Genomic DNA, 18578 nt, shown 5'->3' on the forward strand with positions numbered 1-18578 from the left:
ATCCCGGCGCGATGGCTCTATAACTAGGGCCACGTCAACTGCTACTTCTGCTAGCGAGTTGATATTTCAACTCGAACACAGCGGAGATACGCATGAATAGTCAGCCTTTATACGCGGGCCGGGAAACAGTCGAGGACGAACACGGCGCCCCCTTCCTGATGATCAGCGAGGTCATCGCGGCGCACGCGGCCCGGTGGCCTTCGCGCCACGCGCTGGTCTTTCTGGAAGACGGCGAGGGTCCGGGCGCCAGCCTCGATTACCTGGCGCTGCACCAGGGCGCCATGGCGGTCGCCGCCGATTTGAAGCAGCGCGGATTGCGCGGCGAGCGCGTGTTGCTGCTGCTGCCTTCCGGCCTGGAGTATGTGCAAGCCTTCCTCGCCTGCCTGTACGCCGGCGTGGTCGCAGTGCCGGCTTATCCGCCGCGAAACAACTGGCATGCGGAACGGATCGGCGCCATCGCGCGCGACGCCGACGCGCGCGCAGCGCTGACGCAGGCTTCGCTGGCCGACGGCGTCCGCGAGCGCCTGCTTGCAAGCGGGGTGGAAGCGGCAGGCGCCATCATCACGCTCGATCATATCGACTTGCGGCAGCGGGGCTACGTCGACGAAGGGATAGTGGCCTCCGACCTCGCTTACCTGCAATACACCTCGGGTTCGACCGGCAATCCGAAAGGCGTGATGGTCAGGCATGGCGATTTGCTCGCCAACTGCGCCCTGTACGGCGACGCCCTTGGCCTCCACGCGGGCGACGCGACGGTGTCCTGGCTGCCGCTGTTCCACGACATGGGCCTGGTGCAGGGCATCGCGATGCCGTTGACCACGGGCGGCACGGCGGTCTTCATGCCACCCGCCGCATTCGTGCACAAACCGGTTTCCTGGTTGCGCGCCATCAGCCGATTTGGCGCCGTCGCCAGCGGCGGCCCGAACTTCGCCTATGACCTTTGCGTCGACAAGATTTCGCAAGAGGAGGCCGCTACGCTGGACCTCGGGAACTGGCGTTCGGCCGTGAACGGGGCCGAGCCGATAGCGCCGCAAACGGTATGGAAATTTGCGGAGAAGTTCGGGCCTGCCGGTCTTTCGCCCGGTGCGCTGACAGGCGCTTACGGCATGGCGGAAACGACACTCTGCGTTACGCTCGGCAAGCAGGGCGAAGGCGTCCCCGTGCTATGGATAGACAAACTCGACCTGGAGCGGGACCAGGTGACCTTTGTGGCGCCGGCCTGCGCCGGAGGCAGGCCCATCGCCAGCAGCGGCGCGATCGCGGGCGATTTTGAGGTGCATATCGTCGATCCGGCCGGCGGGCAGCGCTGCGGTGCGGCGCGCATCGGCGAAATCTGGATCGGCGCCGGCACCGTCTGCGCGGGGTACTGGAACAAGCCGCAGGAGAGCGCGGAGACTTTCGGCGCGGTGCTGGCCGACTTCCCCGGGCGGCGCTATCTGCGCACCGGCGACCTGGGATTCATGCATGAAGGCCGGCTGTATGTGACCGGCCGCCTGAAGGACCTGGTCATCGTCCGGGGCGCAAACCACTACCCGCAGGATATCGAAAGTACCGTTGAGCAAGCTCATCCGGCTCTGCGCAAGGGCGGATGGGGCGCGGTTTTCACGCTCGACGATGGCCCAGGCACGCCGCGGCTGGTCGCGGTGCAGGAGGTGGAGCGCACCGCCCGCAAGAACGTGGACGTGGACGAGGTGGGACTGGCTGTGATGTGGGCGATCGCCGCGCGGCACGGCATCGATGTCGACGTGGTGGTGCTGGTCGATCCGGCCGGCGTGCCGAAAACATCGAGCGGCAAGATCCAGCGCAAACCATGCAGAACGCTCTTTCTCAACGGTGCGCTGAAAGAAATAGGCCGCTGGCAGCGCCCGGCGGCGACAGCGGCGGCAACAGCGGCGGCAACGACGGCGGCAACGACGGCGGCAACAACGGTGGCAACAACTGTGGCAACAAGCAGCCGTACGCGGCCGGCTGGTGCGGCGTCCGCGGAGGCGCGCGACCGCGCCGCGCTGGCCGACATGTTGCGCAGCCTGGTGGCGCGCCTGGGCGGCTTGCCCCTCGACCGCATTTCCCCGCTGCAGCCATTTGCCGAGCTCGGCTTGAATTCGATGAAGCTGGTGGAACTCGCCGCCGAGCTGGGGCAGGTGCTAGGCGTGGCGCTGGCCCCGGCGACCGTGTTCGACCACCCGACCATCGAGCGCCTGGCCGCCCATCTCGGCGGGGCGCCGGGCGCAGCGCAACTGGCTGCGCAAACCGCTATTCCAGAGCACGGGCCCGGGACCGGCGACTTCGAAGCCGTGGCGATCGTGGGCATGGGCTGCCGTTTTCCCGGTGCCGATGGCCCGGACGAATTCTGGGAGATGCTTAAGGCAGGCGGCAGCGCCGTCGGCGAAATGCCTGCCGGGCGCAGCGCCCTGACCGGGTATCGGGCCGACGCATCGGACCCGTTCCGCTGGGGCGGCTTCCTGCGCGACGTCGATGGTTTCGACGCGGCCCTGTTCGGCATATCGCCGCGCGAGGCGCACAGCATGGATCCGCAGCAGCGGCTATTGCTGGAAACGGCCTGGCATGCGCTGGAGTCGGCGGGCATCCCGCCGGACGGCCTGGCGGGCAGCGACACCGGCGTGTTCGTCGGCATCAGTTCCAATGATTATTTCCGCCTGCAACGCGAGGCAGGAGTTGGCCGGGATACGTATTCCGGCACCGGAAGCGCGCTCAGTATTGCCGCCAACCGCCTCTCCTACTGTTTCCAGTTGCAGGGGCCGAGCATGGCGATCGATACCGCCTGTTCTTCCTCGCTGGTGGCGGTGCACCAGGCCTGCCGCAGCCTGGGCGACGGCGAATCCACGCTGGCGCTGGCGGGCGGCGTGAACCTCGTACTGTCCCCTGACTACGGCGTGATTTTCAGCGAGGCGCGGATGCTGTCGCCGAGCGGACGCTGTCACACTTTCGGCGAGGGCGCCGACGGCTATGTGCGCGGGGAGGGCTGCGGCGTGGTCGTGCTGAAGCTGCTGCACCTGGCCGAGCGCGATGGCGACAGGATATTGGGCGTGATACGCGGTTCGGCGGTCAACCAGGATGGTCCAAGCAACGGCCTGACCGCGCCCAACGGCCAGGCGCAGCAGCAGGTGATCCGCAGCGCGCTGCGGCGCGCCGGCTTGACGCCGGACGCGATCGGCTATGTCGAGACGCACGGCACCGGGACGCCGCTGGGAGACCCGGTCGAAGTGGCGGCCCTGAAGCATGTGCTGGACACGCCTGCCACCGGGGCATCCGGGCCGTGCTGGCTCGGCGCCGTGAAGCCGAACATCGGCCATCTGGAACCGGCGGCCGGCATCGCGGGGCTGATCAAAGCGGTGCTGGTGCTGGGGCACGGACAGATTCCGCCGGTGGCGACGCCCAGCGCGCAAAATCCCTACATCGACTTGAGCGGCAGCCGCTTGCGGATACCGCGCCGGTTGCAGGACTGGGACGGCGGGGCGGATCCGGTCGGCCGTCCCCGTTACGCCGGCGTCAGTTCCTTCGGCTTCGGCGGCACGAATGCGCACGTGGTCCTGCAGTCGGCGCCGGCTCCTGCCGTCAGCGCGGGGAGCGGCGAGCAGCCGTCCCGGCAGCCTGCGCCGCGCGTGATGCTGCTGACCTTGTCCGCCAACAGCGTGGACAGCCTGCGGCGCATGGCACTTCGCTACGCTGCCCTGATCTCGGGATCCGGCGCGGTGGCGGTGGCCGCCTTGTGCGAGGCGGCCACCGCCACGCGCGCGCACCTGTCGGAACGGCTGGCCGTCGTCGCGGCGGAACCAAAGCGCATGGCCGAATTGCTGGAGCGCTTTGCGGGCGAACCCGCGTCCGGCATGCCGGGACTGCGCCACGGGCGTGCCCAGCGCGACACGGGCGCGCGCTCCGATCCCTACCATCAGTGGATCGCGTCGATGCCGAAAGACTGCGACGAGCAAATGCATGTTGAAGCGTTGGCCGCCTTGTTTGTTGCAGGCGTCGAGCCGTCCCGCGTCCCCGGCAAACCGGCGCCGAGCCTCGCGCCGCCGTTGCCGCTGTACCCGTTCGATCAGGGGAGATACTGGTTTACGCCCGGCACGCCGGCACGCCACCATGGCGCGCCGGCGGAAGCCACCATTGCCGGGCGCAGGGTGGAGATCGCGCTCGACGATATCGCCTGTTTTGAAACGACGGTTCCGAACGATGCCACGGCTTACCTGGAAGACCACGCATTGCGCGGCCGGACGGTCATGCCGGGCGCCGCCTATGCGAGCCTGATGCTGGCAGCGGCCGGCGAAGCCGGGATAGCGGCCGGCATGGCGCCGCTGGCGCTGCAGTCGCTCACCTTCCTGCGTCCGCTGGACTTGACGCAGGGAGCGGTGCGGCTGCAGACCATCATCGAGCGCGGACGGGCTGGTGCCGGTGGCGGAGTGCGGGACGGGCGGGACGGATGGGAAGCCCGCGTGCTGGCCTGGGATACGGAAACGGAAAGCTGGGAAAAGTATGCGTCCGGCCGGCTCGCCGGGGGCGCGCAGCGGCTGCCGGTGGCGGCTGGCGGCGTGACGGCGAGGGCAGGCACGCAGCAGGACACGGCGCGGTTCTACGCGCAATTCGCGGCGCAGGGGCTGGAGTATGGTCCGCGTTTCCAGGCGCTGCGCGACCTCGCGGTCGACGGCGGCACGGCGCGCGCCAGCCTGGTCTTGCCTCCGGGTGCTGAGCGCGCCGGGAATCATGTCGGCGTGCTCCATCCGGTACTGCTGGATGCCGCCTTCCAGGCCGTCGGCGCGCTGCTGCACGCGCGCGGCGGCGGCCTGGAGCTGGCGCCGCTGCCCACGGGTGTCGACGAGCTTATCGTCTATGCATCCCCGGCCGGCACCGTGTATCTCGAGGCCCGATTGAGCGCGGAGTCGACGGAACACCATATTGTCGCCGACCTGGCGTTGCATGACGAGCGCGGGGCGCAGCTTGTGCACGTGCGCGGCCTGCGGGTGAGCATGGTGCGCCTCGACGCGGTCCTCGGACCTGCCGGTGCCGCGCCAGGCGCGGCAGGCACGGCGGACGCGCCGCAGTATCTGGCAAGCAGATGGCAGGACGTGTCGCCCGTCGCAGCACCCGTTGCCGTGCCCGTTACAGCGCCTGATGCCGGCGCCAGGCCTTGGCTGCTGTTGGCCGAGGCGGAAGCCGAGCTGTCCGGGCTGCATGCACATGCGCCGCGTTTCCACAGGTTCGCGGCCGGCCTTGACGAGGCGAGCCGGCTCGGAGACGCATTGGCCGGCGCTCTGTGCACGCCTGCGGCGTTCGCGGGCGTCGTGCTGTGGCTGGAAGCGGATCGGGCCGATGCCGGTGCGAGCGCCGCTGACGATGACGATGACGATGCGGCTGGGGCAGCCGTTGTCGATGCCGTTTCGGCTGAGGCTGCCGCTGCTACCGCTGTCCCTGCTGCCGCTGCCGCTGCCGCTGCTGCTGCTGCTGCTGCTGCAGTTTCCGCTTCCGCTGCAGCAGCAGTTTCCCCTTCCGCTGCCGCCGGGCGCTGCCTGCTGCTGTGCCGCCGGTTGCAGAACTTGCTCACTGCGCTGGCAGGCGTCGACGGCTTGCCTGCCGGCTTCCGCGTTTGCCTGCTGACGCGTGCCGCGTCATCGCCCGGCGGCGTCGCCGCGGCCAGCCCGGCGCAGGCCGGCGCCGCCGCGATGCTGCGTTCCGCCGCATTGGAATTCCCTGCTTTGACGCTGTCGCACATCGATCTGGCCGCGACGCCGGATGGGGCGGATCTGCGGATGCTGGATGCGGCGCTGGCACACGGCGATGAAAGCCAAGCGGCGATCCGTGGCGGCCGCTTGCTGGCGCCGCGCCTGCACGCGCTGCGGCCGCCGATCGAGACGCCACGGGCGCCCATCCGCAAGGATGGCGCCTATCTGATCACGGGCGGCATGGGCGGGATCGGCCTTTCCCTTGCTGCCTGGCTGGCCGAGGCAGGCGCGGGCCGTATCGTGCTGGCCGGCCGTCGCGCCAGCGGCGATGCGCGCACTGCGGCGTTGATCGCGCAATGGCGCGCACGCGGGGTCGATATCGTGTTGCGCCAGGCTGACCTGAGCCTGGACGCGGAAGTGGCCGCACTGTGCGCGGAACTGGCCGCGGCGCCGGCTCCGCTGCGGGGAATCTTCCACGCGGCCGGCGTGCTGCGGGACCGTCCGCTGGCGCAACTGGACGAACAGGACTGGCGCGACGTGCTGCAGGCGAAAGCGGCGTCGGCGCTGCTGCTGGACCACCACAGCAGGCAGTTCGCGCTGGACCATTTCGTGCTGTTCTCGTCGATCGCGGCCAGTTTCGGTTCGGCTGGGCAGTGCAACTATGCCGCCGCCAATGGCATGCTTGACGCCTTGGCGGCGCGGCGCGTCGGACAGGGACTGTGCGCATCCAGTGTCAACTGGGGGCCGTGGGCCGGGCATGGCATGGCGGGCGATCCCGCGCTGGCGCAGCGGCTGTCACGCCAGGGTTTGACGCCAATGGCGCCATCGGCCGCGCTGGAGGCGCTGGGGCGGCTTTTGGCCGGCGGCGCGCCAATCGCCGTCGCGGCGATTGACTGGGCGCGCTTCCTCGAAAGCCGGTCCGCGGCCCGCCTTCCCAGCCTGCTGCGTGGCATGTCCCCGGCGGCTGTTGCCGAAACGGTGGCGGATCCGCTGATCCTGCCCGAGGCCCTGGCCAAGCTCGACGCCGCGGCAGCCGGCCATGCGATCAGGCAGGGACTGGCAACCCTGTTGCGCCAGGTTCTGGACAGCGACGAGAGCGGCCCACTGGGCGAGGGCGGCGATCCGCGCGACGTGCGCCTGTCGACACTGGGCGTCGACTCGCTGATGGCGATCGACTTACGCAGCCGGGTGGCAGCCTGGGTGGGCGTCGATTTGCCGGCCCATGTGTTGATCGGCAATAGCTCGCTGGAAGAGGTGGCCGATCTGATTTATCAAAAGGTCTTGCTCGGCTATGTGAGCGTGGGCGCGCTGCCCGGCGGGGCAAGCGAGGATACGGAGGAATTCGTCCTATGACCATGATGGCCTTGCTGCAGGAGCTGCGCCAGCGCGGCATCACGGTGTCGTCCCAGGGCGACAGCCTGAAGCTGCAGGCGCCGCACGGCGCCTTGACTGCGGACCTGCGGGCGCGCCTGGCGGCCCGCAAAGGGGAGCTGCTCGGCTGGTTGCAGGAGCGGCACCATGCGGACGACACCGCCTTGCCGGTGTGCGTGCCGGACCCTGAAAGCCGTTACCGGCCGTTTCCCTTGTCCGACATGCAGCTGGGTTTCTATATGGGTGACGATCCGTACATGGAATTCCATGTGCGGCCGCATTACTATTCGGAAAAGCGGGTCGCCGGGCTGGACGTCGCGCGCTACGAGGCGGCATGGAACAAGGCGCTGGCGCGCCATCGCGGCGAGATCGTCACGGTCCGCCCGGACGGCCAACTGCAGGCAGTCAAGGACCCGGCGCCGCTGCGCTGCAAAGTGCAGGATTTGCGCGGCGCGCCGGCGCCGGAGGTCGAGCGCGCGCTGGAACAAGTGCGCGCGCAAATGGCGCGCTGCGAACTGCCGCTGGACACCTGGCCCTGGATCGACCTGCGCGTCAGCCTGTGGCGCGAGCAGGGCGCCGACATGGCGACCATACACTACAACCACAACAACTTCTTCTCCGACGGCTTCGGCACCACGCGCCTGCTGCAGGAAATCGACAGCTACTACCGCAGTCCGGCCCTGGAACTGTCGCCGTTGTCGCTCAGTTTCCGCGATGCCGCCCTGACGCTGGACGCCATCGCCCACAGCGCGGCGGGGCAGGCGGCGCGGCGTTATTGGGAGCAGCGGCTGGACGCCTTGCCCGACGCGCCCGCGCTGCCGCAGCGCGCCAGCATGGAACGCCGTTGCCGGTCCCGCCTGGAGCGGCGCGAGGGCACGATATCGAGCGCGGTCTGGTCGCAGTTCAAGGCGCGCGCCGCCGAAGCCGGCGTGACGCCGTCGAACGCGGTGTTCTGCGCCTACGCGGAAATCATCAGCGCCTGGGGCAACAGCCGCCATTTCGTGTTGAGCAATATGATGACGCGCCGCTTGAATATTCATCCGGAGATGCGCGACATCATCGGCAATTTCGCGTCGCTCTATCCGCTCGAATTCGATTTCCGCCAGGCAGCCAGCTTCACCGAGCGCGCCCGCGCGCTGCAGGAGCAGGTGATACGCGATGCCGCCCATTTGCAGTGGGGCGGCATGCAGGTGATGCAGGCGCTGAACCGGCGCAAGGGCAGCTTGGGCAGCGCAGCCATCCCCTTCGTGATCGGCAGCGGGCTGTTCATGGAAGGATACGAGCGCGCGCATTTCAGCTGCCTGGAGACTTCGCAAGTGATGCTCGACCACCAGTTCTGGGAATTGGCGGACGGCAGCTACTACTACGTGTGGGATCTGCTGGAGCCCTTTTTTCCGGATGGCCTGATCGACAGCATGTGGGGCGCATACCAGGGCTTGATCGAACGGCTGGCCGGCGACGGCACACTCTGGCATGCCACGGTGTTCGACCTGACGCCGCCCGCGATGTTGGCGGCGCGCGCGGCGGTGTGCTCTCCGGCGCAGCCGATACCGCCCATGCTGCTGCAGGACTTCCTGGGCGCCGCCGTCCGGGACCTGCCCGCGGCGCAGGTCCTGATCGCGGGGGAGCGGGCATGGACCTACGCCGAGCTTGACCAGGCCAGCGACAGCATCGCGTGCGCCTTGCTGGACGCCGCCGACGGCGGGGCGCCGCTGCGCGGCAAGACCGTCGCCATCGTCGCCGACCGCGGACCCGCTTTGTTCCAGGCGGTGTACGCGGTCCTGAAAGCGGGGGGCTGCTATGTGCCGCTCGATCCGGCGCTGCCGGAGGAAAGGCGCGGCTACATACTGGCGGACTGCGGCGCCGCCGCCATCCTGGCGCAGGGTGCGTACGCAGGCCTGCCGGGATGGCCGCAGGGCGTTCCCGTGCTCGTCATCGAGGCGGCGGCGGGCACGCGTGCGCCTGCGCCTGCGCATGCAGCCTGGGTGGACGCCGCGCCGGCGAAACCGTCCGACCTGGCCTACCTGATCTACACCTCCGGCTCCACCGGGCGACCCAAGGGCGTGATGCTGGAGCATGGCGGCGTGGTCAACACGGTGCTCGATGTCAACCAGCGTTTCAAGGTCGGTCTGGCGGACCGCGTATTCGGCGTGTCCTCGTTCGGTTTCGACCTGTCGGTCTTCGACTTGTTCGGCACGGTGGCCGCCGGCGCCACCCTGGTCTATCCCGACCCGGCGCAGGCGCTCAATCCCTCGCACTGGCTGGACGTGGTGCTGGAGCAGCGCGTGACGTTATGGAATTCGGCGCCGCCGCTGGCGGTGCTGCTGATCGAAACCGCCGAAAAGCGCGGCGCGCTGCTGCCGGACCTGCGCCTGGTGATGCTGAGCGGCGACTGGATCGCCGTCGACCTGCCGGACCGCATCCGCCGCATCGCCCCGCGCGCGCGGGTGGTCAGCCTGGGCGGCGCGACGGAGGCGTCGATCTGGTCGATCGCCTACGAGGTCGGGCAAGTCGATCCCGCGTGGCCGAGTATCCCCTACGGTTATCCGATGCGCAACCAGCCCTGGCACGTGCTGGACGATTGCGGCCGTGCCTTGCCCGACTGGAGCGCGGGCGAGCTGTATATCGGCGGCGCCGGACTGGCGCGCGGATACTGGAACGACAGCGCGAAAACGGCGGCGAGCTTCATGCCGCATCCGGTCACAGGCGAGCGCATCTACCGCACCGGCGATATCGGCCGCTACCTGCCCAGTGGCGCGATCGAATTTCTGGGACGCAGGGATGCGCAGGTGAAGATACAGGGGCACCGCATCGAACTGGGTGAAATAGAAGCGGTGCTGTGCGCCGAGCCCGGCGTCGGCGCGGCGGTCGCTGCCGTGCAGGCGGGCGCCGCCGGCAACGCGCAGCTGGTGGCCTATGTGGTGCCCGCCGCCGGCGCGGCGGTCCAGGTCCAGGCCGAGGCCCTGCGCGCGGCGCTGGAGAAAAAACTGCCGTCCTACATGGTGCCGCGCGCGATCGGGACGCTGGAGCGGCTGCCGCTCAGTGTCAACGGCAAGATCGACCGCAAGGCCTTGCCGCCCATGGCGGAACCGGCCGCCGCGCCGCTCACGCGTGCCGCACGGGGCCCGGCCGACGCCACCGAGCGCCGCCTGCTGGCGATCTGGCGCGACATTCTGCGCCGGCCGGAACTGGACGCCGGCGACGATTTCTTCGACCGGGGCGGGCAATCCTTTGACGCGGTGCGCATGATCGCCGCGGTGCGCGAGGCCTTCGGCGTTTCGCTGTCCCTCGGCGCGGTCTGGCGGGAGCGCAGCGTGGCGGGCGTGGCCGCATTGCTGCGGGCCGGGGCCGGGGCGGTGCAGGGACACGCCGGCCCGATGCTGACCTTGCGTGAACAAGGTCTCAGGCGGACCTTGTTCCTGGTGCACCCGGCCGGCGGCCACGTGATGTGCTACCGCGCGCTGGCGGGCTTGCTGGCGCGGCCTGTGCACGCTTTCCAGGCGCCCGGCCTGGACGGGCAGGACAGCTTGCCGGACTCGATCGAAGCGCTGGCGGCCAGCCATGTCGCGCTGCTGGAACAGCAGCAGCCGGACGGCCAGGTATTGTTGGGAGGCTGGTCGTCCGGGGCCCTGATCGCGTTCGAAATGGCGCGGCAGCTGCGCGGCCGCGGCCGCGCGGTCGGCGGGGTCGTGCTGATCGACTGCCCGGCCCCGCTCAGCGGCGAGCCGGTGGACGACAAGGTGCTGCTCGGCTGGTTCCTGGAGGATCTCGCGCTGGGCCTGCCGGTCGCCGAATTGCTCGCCTCGGTGGACGCGGTACAGGCGCGCGCCCAGCTCGAACAGGTTTCCGCGCTGTTGCTGCAATCCGGGCGTCCGCTCGCCATCGATCTCGAACAGCTCACGGCGATCTACCGGGTTTTCGGCGGCATCGTGCGGGCCAGCCGGGCATACGCGGGCGGCAGCGCCGACGTGGACATGCTGCTGATACGGGCGCGCGACGGCGTCGTCGGCGAGTTCGCCGCGCTGCCGCATCCGGCCCGGCCGGACTGGGGCTGGGCTTCCCGCACCTCCGGCAGCGTGCATATCGAAACCCTGGCCGGCAGCCACCACACGCTGCTCGCCGGGTGCTGCGTGGCGGCGGTGGCGGAGCGCACCGAACGCTGGCTCCGGCGGCGGGAAAAAACTTGCGAAGGTCGCGCCGCCAACCTTGGCGGCGCGGTGAACATGGTTGGTGCAGGTCCGGAGAGAAGATGAAACAGTTATTGCTGGAATTGAATGAGCGTGGCGTCAAGCTGCGCTTGAACGGGAACGAATTGCGTGTACATGCGCCGTCCCGCACTTTGACTCCCGCGCTGCGCTCGGCTTTGATTGAGAACAAAGACAGCATCATCTCGGAGCTTCGAGCTGGCTCCGCCGTCAATCAAACGCCGCCCCGGCCGGTGGCCGATGCGGCTGCGGAAGGGCGCGGCGAGCGCGTGGCGCCGCGCGACGCGCTCGAACAGACCGCACTCGACGCCTGGTCGCGCGGGATGGACTGCGTCGCCATCGCCGCCGTCGCCGCCGAACCGCCGCCGGCCATGCTGGCCGATGCCGCCGCCGGCATCGCCGATGCCGGGCAGATCGATTTCGGCATGCCGCCGGCGCCGGCCGTGGCGCGGGCGCTGCTGGTGACCGGCGGCACCGGCTGGATAGGGGCGCACCTGCTGGCTGAATTGCTGGCGGCCACCGACGCCACATTGTGCTGCCTGGTGCGGGCCGCGAACAAGGAGGAGGGCCTGCAACGCCTGATCGAGGGCATGCGGCGCCACGGCGTCATGCCGGACCGCGCCGCAATGGCGCGCATCGTGGTAGTCTGCGGCGATCTGGCCGCGCCCGGCCTGGGCCTGGACGAGGGCGAGTGGAACCGGATGGAGCGCTCGGTCGACGCCATCTATCATTTCGGCGCCTCGGTCGATGTGCTGGCCGATTATGCGTCGCACCGCAAAGTCAATGTCGCCCCGCTCGCTGCGCTCATGCGCCTGGCGGCCGAGCACCGTCTCAAGCCGGTTTTCCTTGCCTCGCCGATGGCGGTGTGCCGGCGCCAGATCGGCGGCCGTCTGGTGGCGCTGTCGGGCGAGCGCGCGCACGCCGACCCGAACGGCTTGCCCAGCCCTTATGCGCAGTCCAAATGGGTCGCCGAGCAAGTGTTGCTCGCGGCCGCGCAACGCGGCTTGCCGGTCAGGATATACCGCAGCTCGCATGCCTTGCCGTCGGCGCGCAGCGGCCGCGCGAAGCCCTGCGACAGCTACGGCAGCGTGTTGCGCGTGGCCTGCGAGGCCGGCGTGGTGCCGGACTGGAACGGCGCGAGCGTGCACGGCGTGCCGGTGGACACCTTGGCGCGCCTGCTGGTCGAGCATAGCTTGGCGCCGTACAAACAGCAGCAGGTCATCCACCTTGAGAACCGCAACCCGCTCGCCTTGCCTGCCGTGATGGCCATGCTGCTGGCGGCGCCGGAGGACGCGGACTGTCTGCAGCGGGTGCCGTTCGACGAATGGAAGGCGCGCTGCATCGAGGCGGCGGAGCGCCTGGAGGGCAGCGAGGCGGCGCTGGCCAGGCAATTGTTCCTGCAGCGCGCGGACGGCTGCGCAATCGACAATATGTTCACCCACCACCTGTTCGACACGCACCATTTCGAGCGCCGCGGCCATGCCGCCAAACTGTCCGACCTGACGCCGCGGGGATATTGGCGCGCGGTGGCCGGCAATATGCACGATTTGGGCTGATGGGTATGGGAACCGATCAGCATGACGACAGCCATCGCTACGACGTGCTCGTGGTGGGGGCCGGATCGAGCGGCGCGGTCATGGCCAGCCGCCTGAGCGAGGACGGCCGGCGGCGCGTGCTGCTGCTCGAAGCCGGTCCGGACCGGCCCTGCGAGACCATGTCGACGGCGATGCGCAACGCCAACCAGCCGGCCGTGTTGCCGGGCCTGAACTGGAAGATCCGCACGCGCATCAAGGGCGGGGCGGGCGGCATGTTCGACTACGAGGCCGGCAAAGTGGTGGGCGGGTCTTCGGCGGTGAACGCGGTGCAGGCGCTGCGCGGCGCCCCGGCCGACTACGACGAGTGGGCCGCCGAATGCGGGGGGCGATGGTCTTGGGAGCAGGTCCTGCCTTACTTCCGCAAGCTGGAAGACGACCCGGCCGGCGCCGCGCATTTGCACGGACGCGGCGGGCCGGTGCCGATCCGGCGCGAGTCCAGGCAGGAGCTGACGCCATTGCAGGCCGGGCTCATGGACGCCTGCCTCGCGCATGGTTTCGGCGCCGTCGACGACCACAACGATCCGGAGAGCGCCGGGGTGGGCGTGATCCCCAAGAATGTGCTCGGCGGTGTGCGCATGTCGACCGCGCTGACCTATCTCGCGGCGGCGCGCGGGCGGCCGAACCTGACGATCATCGGCGGCGCGCATGTGCACCGGCTGCTCTGGCATAGTGGGGATAGTGCGGCGCGGTGCGACGCCGTGGAGGTGGAAATCGGCGGGCGCATGCGGCGCTTGCACGCCGACCGGGTCATCCTGTGTGCCGGCGCCATGAGCACGCCGGCTATCCTGATGCGCTCGGGCATAGGCAATCCCGGCACGCTGCGTCCGCTCGGCATCGAAGTGCGGCATCCCTTGCACGGCGTCGGTGAAAACCTGATGGACCATCCTGTCGTCGGTATCTGGGGCGTTCCGCAAGCCGGCGCTTCCACGCTGGGCGAACCGATGCGGCAGACGTTGTTGCGCTATTCGTCCAGCATGTCCGGCCATCGCAACGACATGCACATTGCCCTCATGGCCGGTATCGACGCCGCCGAGACGTTCCCGCAACTGGCGCAGGCGACGGGGGCGAAGGCGGTGGCCGGCGTGACCGCCTGTTTCAACAAATCGACGTCGCGCGGCCATGTGCGCATCGTCTCGGCCGATCCCCGGGCGGCGCCGCAGGCGTCCTTCAATTGCCTGGGCAATGACGGCGATGTCCCGCCGCTGATGGAGGGCGTGCGCCTGGCCTGGAAGCTGCTGCAGCACGAGGGCCTGGGCGCGCGGTTTGCGCGCATCTTCGCGTGGACCGACGGCATGATCCAGTCCGACCTGGCGCTGGAGCGCGCCGTGCGCACCTTTGTGCGCCCCAGTGCGCACGCCTGCGGCTCGGCGAAGATGGGCATGTCGCCGGACAAGGGAGCGGTCGTCGATCCGTACGGGCGGGTGTTCGGGGTCGACAACCTGTGGATCGCCGACGCCTCCATCATGCCGTCGATCCCGAGCGCGCCTACCCATCTGACCAGCTTGATGATCGCCGAGAAGATCGCCGCAGAATTGAGGAATTGAGGAATTGAGGAATTGAGGAGTGAAATGATGCGTAAAGTGAATCTGCATGCGAGACCCGGGGCCGGCTTGCGCCGCTACGGTGGCGCGCCGCAGCCGTCGATGCGCCTGGTGTGCTTTGCCTGGTGCGGTGCGGGTGCTTCGGTCTATCGCAGGCTGGCGCCCGGTTTGTCCGGGCATATCGAGTTGTACGCGGCGCAATTGCCGGGCCGCGAAGAGCGTTTCAACGAGCCGCGCCTGCGGCGCATGGCGCAGGTCGTCGAGACGCTGGTCGAGGACATCGCGCCGCTTGCGGACCTGCCCTTGATTTTCTTCGGCCACAGCATGGGCGCGCTGGTCGCCTATGAAACGGCGCGCGCGCTGAAGGCGCGGTCCGGCCAGGAACCGGCCGCCTTGATCGTCTCCGGACGCAACGGGCCGGAAAGCGGAATCCCGTGCCGGCGCCCATGGCATGCCGCGGACGATGGCGCCTTTCTCGACCACATACGCGGCATGGACGGAACGCCGCCCGCCGTGATGGAAAGCGAAGCGATGATGAGCGCCCTCATCCCGCTGCTGAGGGCGGATTTCGAAGTGCTGGAAACCTATGTGCATCAGCCCGGACCGGCACTTTCCTGCCCGGTGCTGGCGTGCGCCGGCCACGCCGACGGGAGAGTGAGCACCGCCGGCATGGCGGCTTGGACACGTTACACGCATGGAGGGTGCACCATCCACTGGTTCAAGGGCGGGCACTTCTACCTGAACAGACAGCCGAGGGTGCTGACGCTTTGCATCGAACAATGGCTGGCCAGCCTGGCCAGCCTGCAGGTCAGCCATGAGAGCTGACGACGTGTGGGACGATATCGTCGTCGGCGCCGGTTCTTCCGGGGCCGTGCTGGCAAGCCGGTTGTCGGAGCAGCGCGGACGGCGGGTGCTCCTGCTGGAGGCGGGCCCCGATTTTCCGGCGCCGGAGCACACGCCGGCGGTGCTGATGGATGCGCGCGCGCCGGTCACGTCCGGCTTCAACTGGTCCTATTCGGCGTACGTGCGCGGCAGCGGCGGCAGCGCAGGGGCAGGGGGGGCGCAGCAGTTCCCGTATTTCCTGGGCAAGGTCGTGGGCGGCTCGTCGTCCGTCAATGGCGCGATCGCGCTGCGGGCCTTGCCGCGCGATTTCGCTCGCTGGGCCGCCTTGGGCAACAGCGAATGGAGCTGGGACCAGGTACTGCCATACTTCAAGAAAATCGAAACGGACCACGACTACGCTGACGAGGCACATGGCCGCAACGGCCCGCTGCCGGTACGGCGCGCCGACGAGCGCGAACTGGGGCCGCTTCAGCTGGCGTTCAAGCAAGCGTGCCACGGCGCCGGCATGGCCGGGATCGCCGACATGAACAGCGGCGCCTGCGTTGCCGGGGTTGGCATGGTGCCCAGCAACAGCGTCGACCATCTGCGGATTTCCAGCGCCCTGGCCTACCTGGCCCCGGCGCGGGTGCGCGCGAACCTGACGATACGGCCCGCTTGCGCGGTCCACCGGGTGCTGTTCGAAGGGCGGCGCGCGGTCGGTGTCGAATGGACCGATGGCGATGGAAGCCGGCACAGCGTGTTCGGCCGGCGCATTACGCTCAGCGCCGGCGCGATCAATACCGTTGCCATCCTGTTGCGCTCAGGCGTGGGGGGCCGCCGCCGTTGCCTGTCGCTGGACGTGCCGCCCGTGGCCGACCTGCCGGGCGTGGGCGAGAACCTGATCGACCACCCTGCCGTGATGTTGTGGATGACGCCCGGCCCGGGGGGCGGCGGCAAGGCGCAGCTGGCGCACCAAGTCATGGCGCGCGCCGCCAGCGGCCCGGATAGCGGCGCCGATCTCAATTTGTTTGCGCTGAGCGATTTTGAAACCCGCACCGTGCCGATGCTGACCGAATTGCTGAAATCGCCGCTTGCCAATGCGATCTCGGTGGTGCTGACCGATCCCGCGTCGCGCGGCAAAGTGTTTCTTGAACACGCCAAGCCCGGGGGCAAGCCGGTCATCGAACTCCAACTGGGATCGGATCCGCGCGACATCGACAGGCTGATGGCCGGCGTGCGCCTGGCCTGGAAGATCGCGCGGGCCGCGCCGATGGCCGACCGCACGCAGTCGATCTTCCTGTGGAGCGAAGCGATCATAGGCAACGACAGCGAGTTGAGGAGTGCGGTACAGCGCTTCATCAATGCGACATGGCATCCGGTCGGCACCGCCAGGATGGGCGCCGCGGACGATGCTATGGCGGTGGTCGACCAGCGTTGCCGGGTGCACCGCGTGGAGAACCTGCGCGTCGTGGACGCGTCGGTGATGCCGGCTATCCCTGGCGCGCCCACCAATTTAAGCTGCATGATGCTGGCCGAGCGGGCGGCGCAATGGATGAGGGAAGAAGCGCGGTGAGCGGGGAGGGCGCGCGCGGCCGCCGGCCCGCATCGGCCGCGGCGCCGGCTGGCAGGCGGGGCTGCCGGATCAGGCCAGGCCAAGCGCCTGGCTGGCCGGCATCTGCTGCCCGGACACCGGGCCGAGCTTGAATTTGCCGACCACATGCGTCAGCGTGTCGGTCTGATGCTGCATCGAAGCGGCGGCGGCGGCAGCCTGCTCCACCAGTGCCGCGTTTTGCTGGGTGACTGCATCCATCTGGGTGATGGCCTGGTTGATCTGCTCTATGCCGGAAGTCTGTTCATGGCTGGCCGCCGCGATCTCGCCCATGATGTCGGTCACGTTTTTGATGCTGTCGACGACGGCGCGCATGGACGACCCGGCCTGGTCGACCAGCTTGGCGCCGAGCGCCACCTGGTCGACCGAATTGCCGATCAGGGTCTTGATTTCCTTCGCGGCGGCGGCCGAGCGTTGCGCCAGGCCGCGCACCTCGCTCGCGACAACCGCGAAGCCCCTGCCTTGTTCGCCGGCGCGGGCCGCTTCGACCGCCGCGTTCAGCGCCAGGATGTTGGTCTGGAAGGCGATGCCGTCGATCACGCCGATGATGTCGACCACTTTCCTGGACGAGTCATTGATCGCGCCCATGGTTTCGACCACCTGCGACACCACCGCGCCGCCGCGCAGCGCCACTTCGGAGGCGGAAATCGCCAGCTCGTTGGCGTGGCGCGCGTGGTCGGTGTTCTGCTTGACGGTCGCGGTCAGTTCTTCCATCGAGGAGGCGGTTTCCTCCAGCGAACCGGCCTGCTGTTCTGTGCGCGCCGATAAATCCAGGTTGCCTGCCGCGATCTCGGTGGACGCGGCGGCGATGCTGTCGGTGCCGCGCCGTACCTGCCCCACCAGACCGGTCAAATTGTCGTTCATGTCCTTCAAGGCCTGCAACAGCTGCCCGGTCTCGTCGCGCGACCGGACCTCGATGCGGCTCGACAGGTCGCCGGAGGCGACGGTGCGGGCGATGTGCACCGCCTCTCCGATCGGACGGGTGATCGAACGGCTCAAGAGCCAGGCGGCGAGTGCGCCGAACAGCACGGCCGCGGCGCTGACGGCCAGCATCAGTTTGCGTGCGAAGCCGTAGCTTTCGAAGGCGCTCTGCTGCTCGTTCTTGCTCTTCTGGCGCTGCAAGTCGGCGTAGTCGTCGATGGCTTTCTGCCATTTCGCATTCATCGGTATGACCTCGCGCAGCAGCAGCGCGACGGCGGCGTCCTTGTCGGTCTTGGCCAGTTCCAGGAATTTGTCGTTGAACGGGCGCGTTGCGGCCCGCAGAGTGGCGATGTCGGCGACGAAGGCCTTGCCCGCGTCGTCCAGCGGCAGCTTCTCGAGCGTGGTAGCTGCCGTGTTGTAGGTGGCGCGGGCCGCGTCGATTTTCCGGTGCTCGTTGCGGGCCGCCTCTTCATCCGACAGCAGGGCGATGGTGCGTATCACGCGCGAGACGATGTGCGTCGAGGCGGCCATGTCCTCCAGCAATCCGATCTTGTAGAGGTTGACGTCGACGACGTGGTGCATCTGCTCGTTGGCGCGGTCCATGCCGTTGAGCCCCAAGGTGGCGACGCCGACGAGGAGCGTGAGCAGCAGGCCGAAGCCGATACCCAGGCGCGTGCCTATCCTTAAGTCTGCGATTTGCATATGGATCCCCAGTGCTGATATTTTTATACTCCACGTGGCGTGCCTTTGGGTACTGGAAGTTATCCCAAGCCATCATCGTGGCGCCTCAGCCGAATATACGCTCGCCCATACTCAATGTAAATCCGCGCTCGGTG

At 68.8% G+C, this 18578-nt stretch carries 7 protein-coding genes; 6 read left to right on the forward strand and 1 reads right to left on the reverse strand.

What is annotated here, in order from left to right; genetic code table 11:
- The first annotated feature begins 92 nt into the window (after window positions 1-92).
- From ACSQ8Y_RS05270 to ACSQ8Y_RS05295, 6 genes are read left to right on the forward strand one after another with little or no spacing between them, the layout of a single operon-like run.
- Window positions 93-7031 carry an SDR family NAD(P)-dependent oxidoreductase gene (locus ACSQ8Y_RS05270; protein ID WP_436265404.1) on the forward strand — a complete coding sequence of 2313 codons (6939 nt, stop codon included), beginning with the start codon at window positions 93-95 and terminating at the stop codon, window positions 7029-7031.
- Window positions 7028-11302, forward strand: coding sequence for an amino acid adenylation domain-containing protein (locus ACSQ8Y_RS05275; protein ID WP_436265405.1), 4275 nt, complete (start codon window positions 7028-7030; stop codon window positions 11300-11302). The genes ACSQ8Y_RS05270 and ACSQ8Y_RS05275 overlap by 4 nt, the downstream gene beginning before the upstream one ends.
- The gene (locus ACSQ8Y_RS05280; RefSeq protein WP_436265406.1) at window positions 11299-12810 is read left to right on the forward strand and encodes a thioester reductase domain-containing protein; all 1512 of its coding nucleotides are present in this window, start codon (window positions 11299-11301) and stop codon (window positions 12808-12810) included. The genes ACSQ8Y_RS05275 and ACSQ8Y_RS05280 overlap by 4 nt, the downstream gene beginning before the upstream one ends.
- A gap of 5 nt (window positions 12811-12815) precedes the next feature.
- Window positions 12816-14393: a GMC family oxidoreductase gene (locus tag ACSQ8Y_RS05285; RefSeq protein WP_436265407.1), complete on the forward strand. Its 1578-nt coding sequence runs from the start codon at window positions 12816-12818 to the stop codon at window positions 14391-14393.
- Between the two features lie 24 nt (window positions 14394-14417).
- Window positions 14418-15215: a thioesterase II family protein gene (locus ACSQ8Y_RS05290; protein WP_436265408.1), complete on the forward strand. Its 798-nt coding sequence runs from the start codon at window positions 14418-14420 to the stop codon at window positions 15213-15215.
- Window positions 15205-16785 carry a GMC family oxidoreductase gene (locus ACSQ8Y_RS05295; protein ID WP_436265409.1) on the forward strand — a complete coding sequence of 527 codons (1581 nt, stop codon included), beginning with the start codon at window positions 15205-15207 and terminating at the stop codon, window positions 16783-16785. The genes ACSQ8Y_RS05290 and ACSQ8Y_RS05295 overlap by 11 nt, the downstream gene beginning before the upstream one ends.
- A gap of 69 nt (window positions 16786-16854) precedes the next feature.
- On the opposite strand, the gene ACSQ8Y_RS05300 is transcribed toward ACSQ8Y_RS05295, so the two are convergent.
- Complete coding sequence (locus ACSQ8Y_RS05300) at window positions 16855-18444, reverse strand: methyl-accepting chemotaxis protein (protein WP_436265410.1); 1590 nt, start codon at window positions 18442-18444, stop codon at window positions 16855-16857.
- Window positions 18445-18578: the final 134 nt, after the last annotated feature.

Origin of the sequence: Pseudoduganella sp. LjRoot289 (genome assembly GCF_964252925.1) — a bacterium.
Classification (GTDB): domain Bacteria; phylum Pseudomonadota; class Gammaproteobacteria; order Burkholderiales; family Burkholderiaceae_D; genus Rugamonas.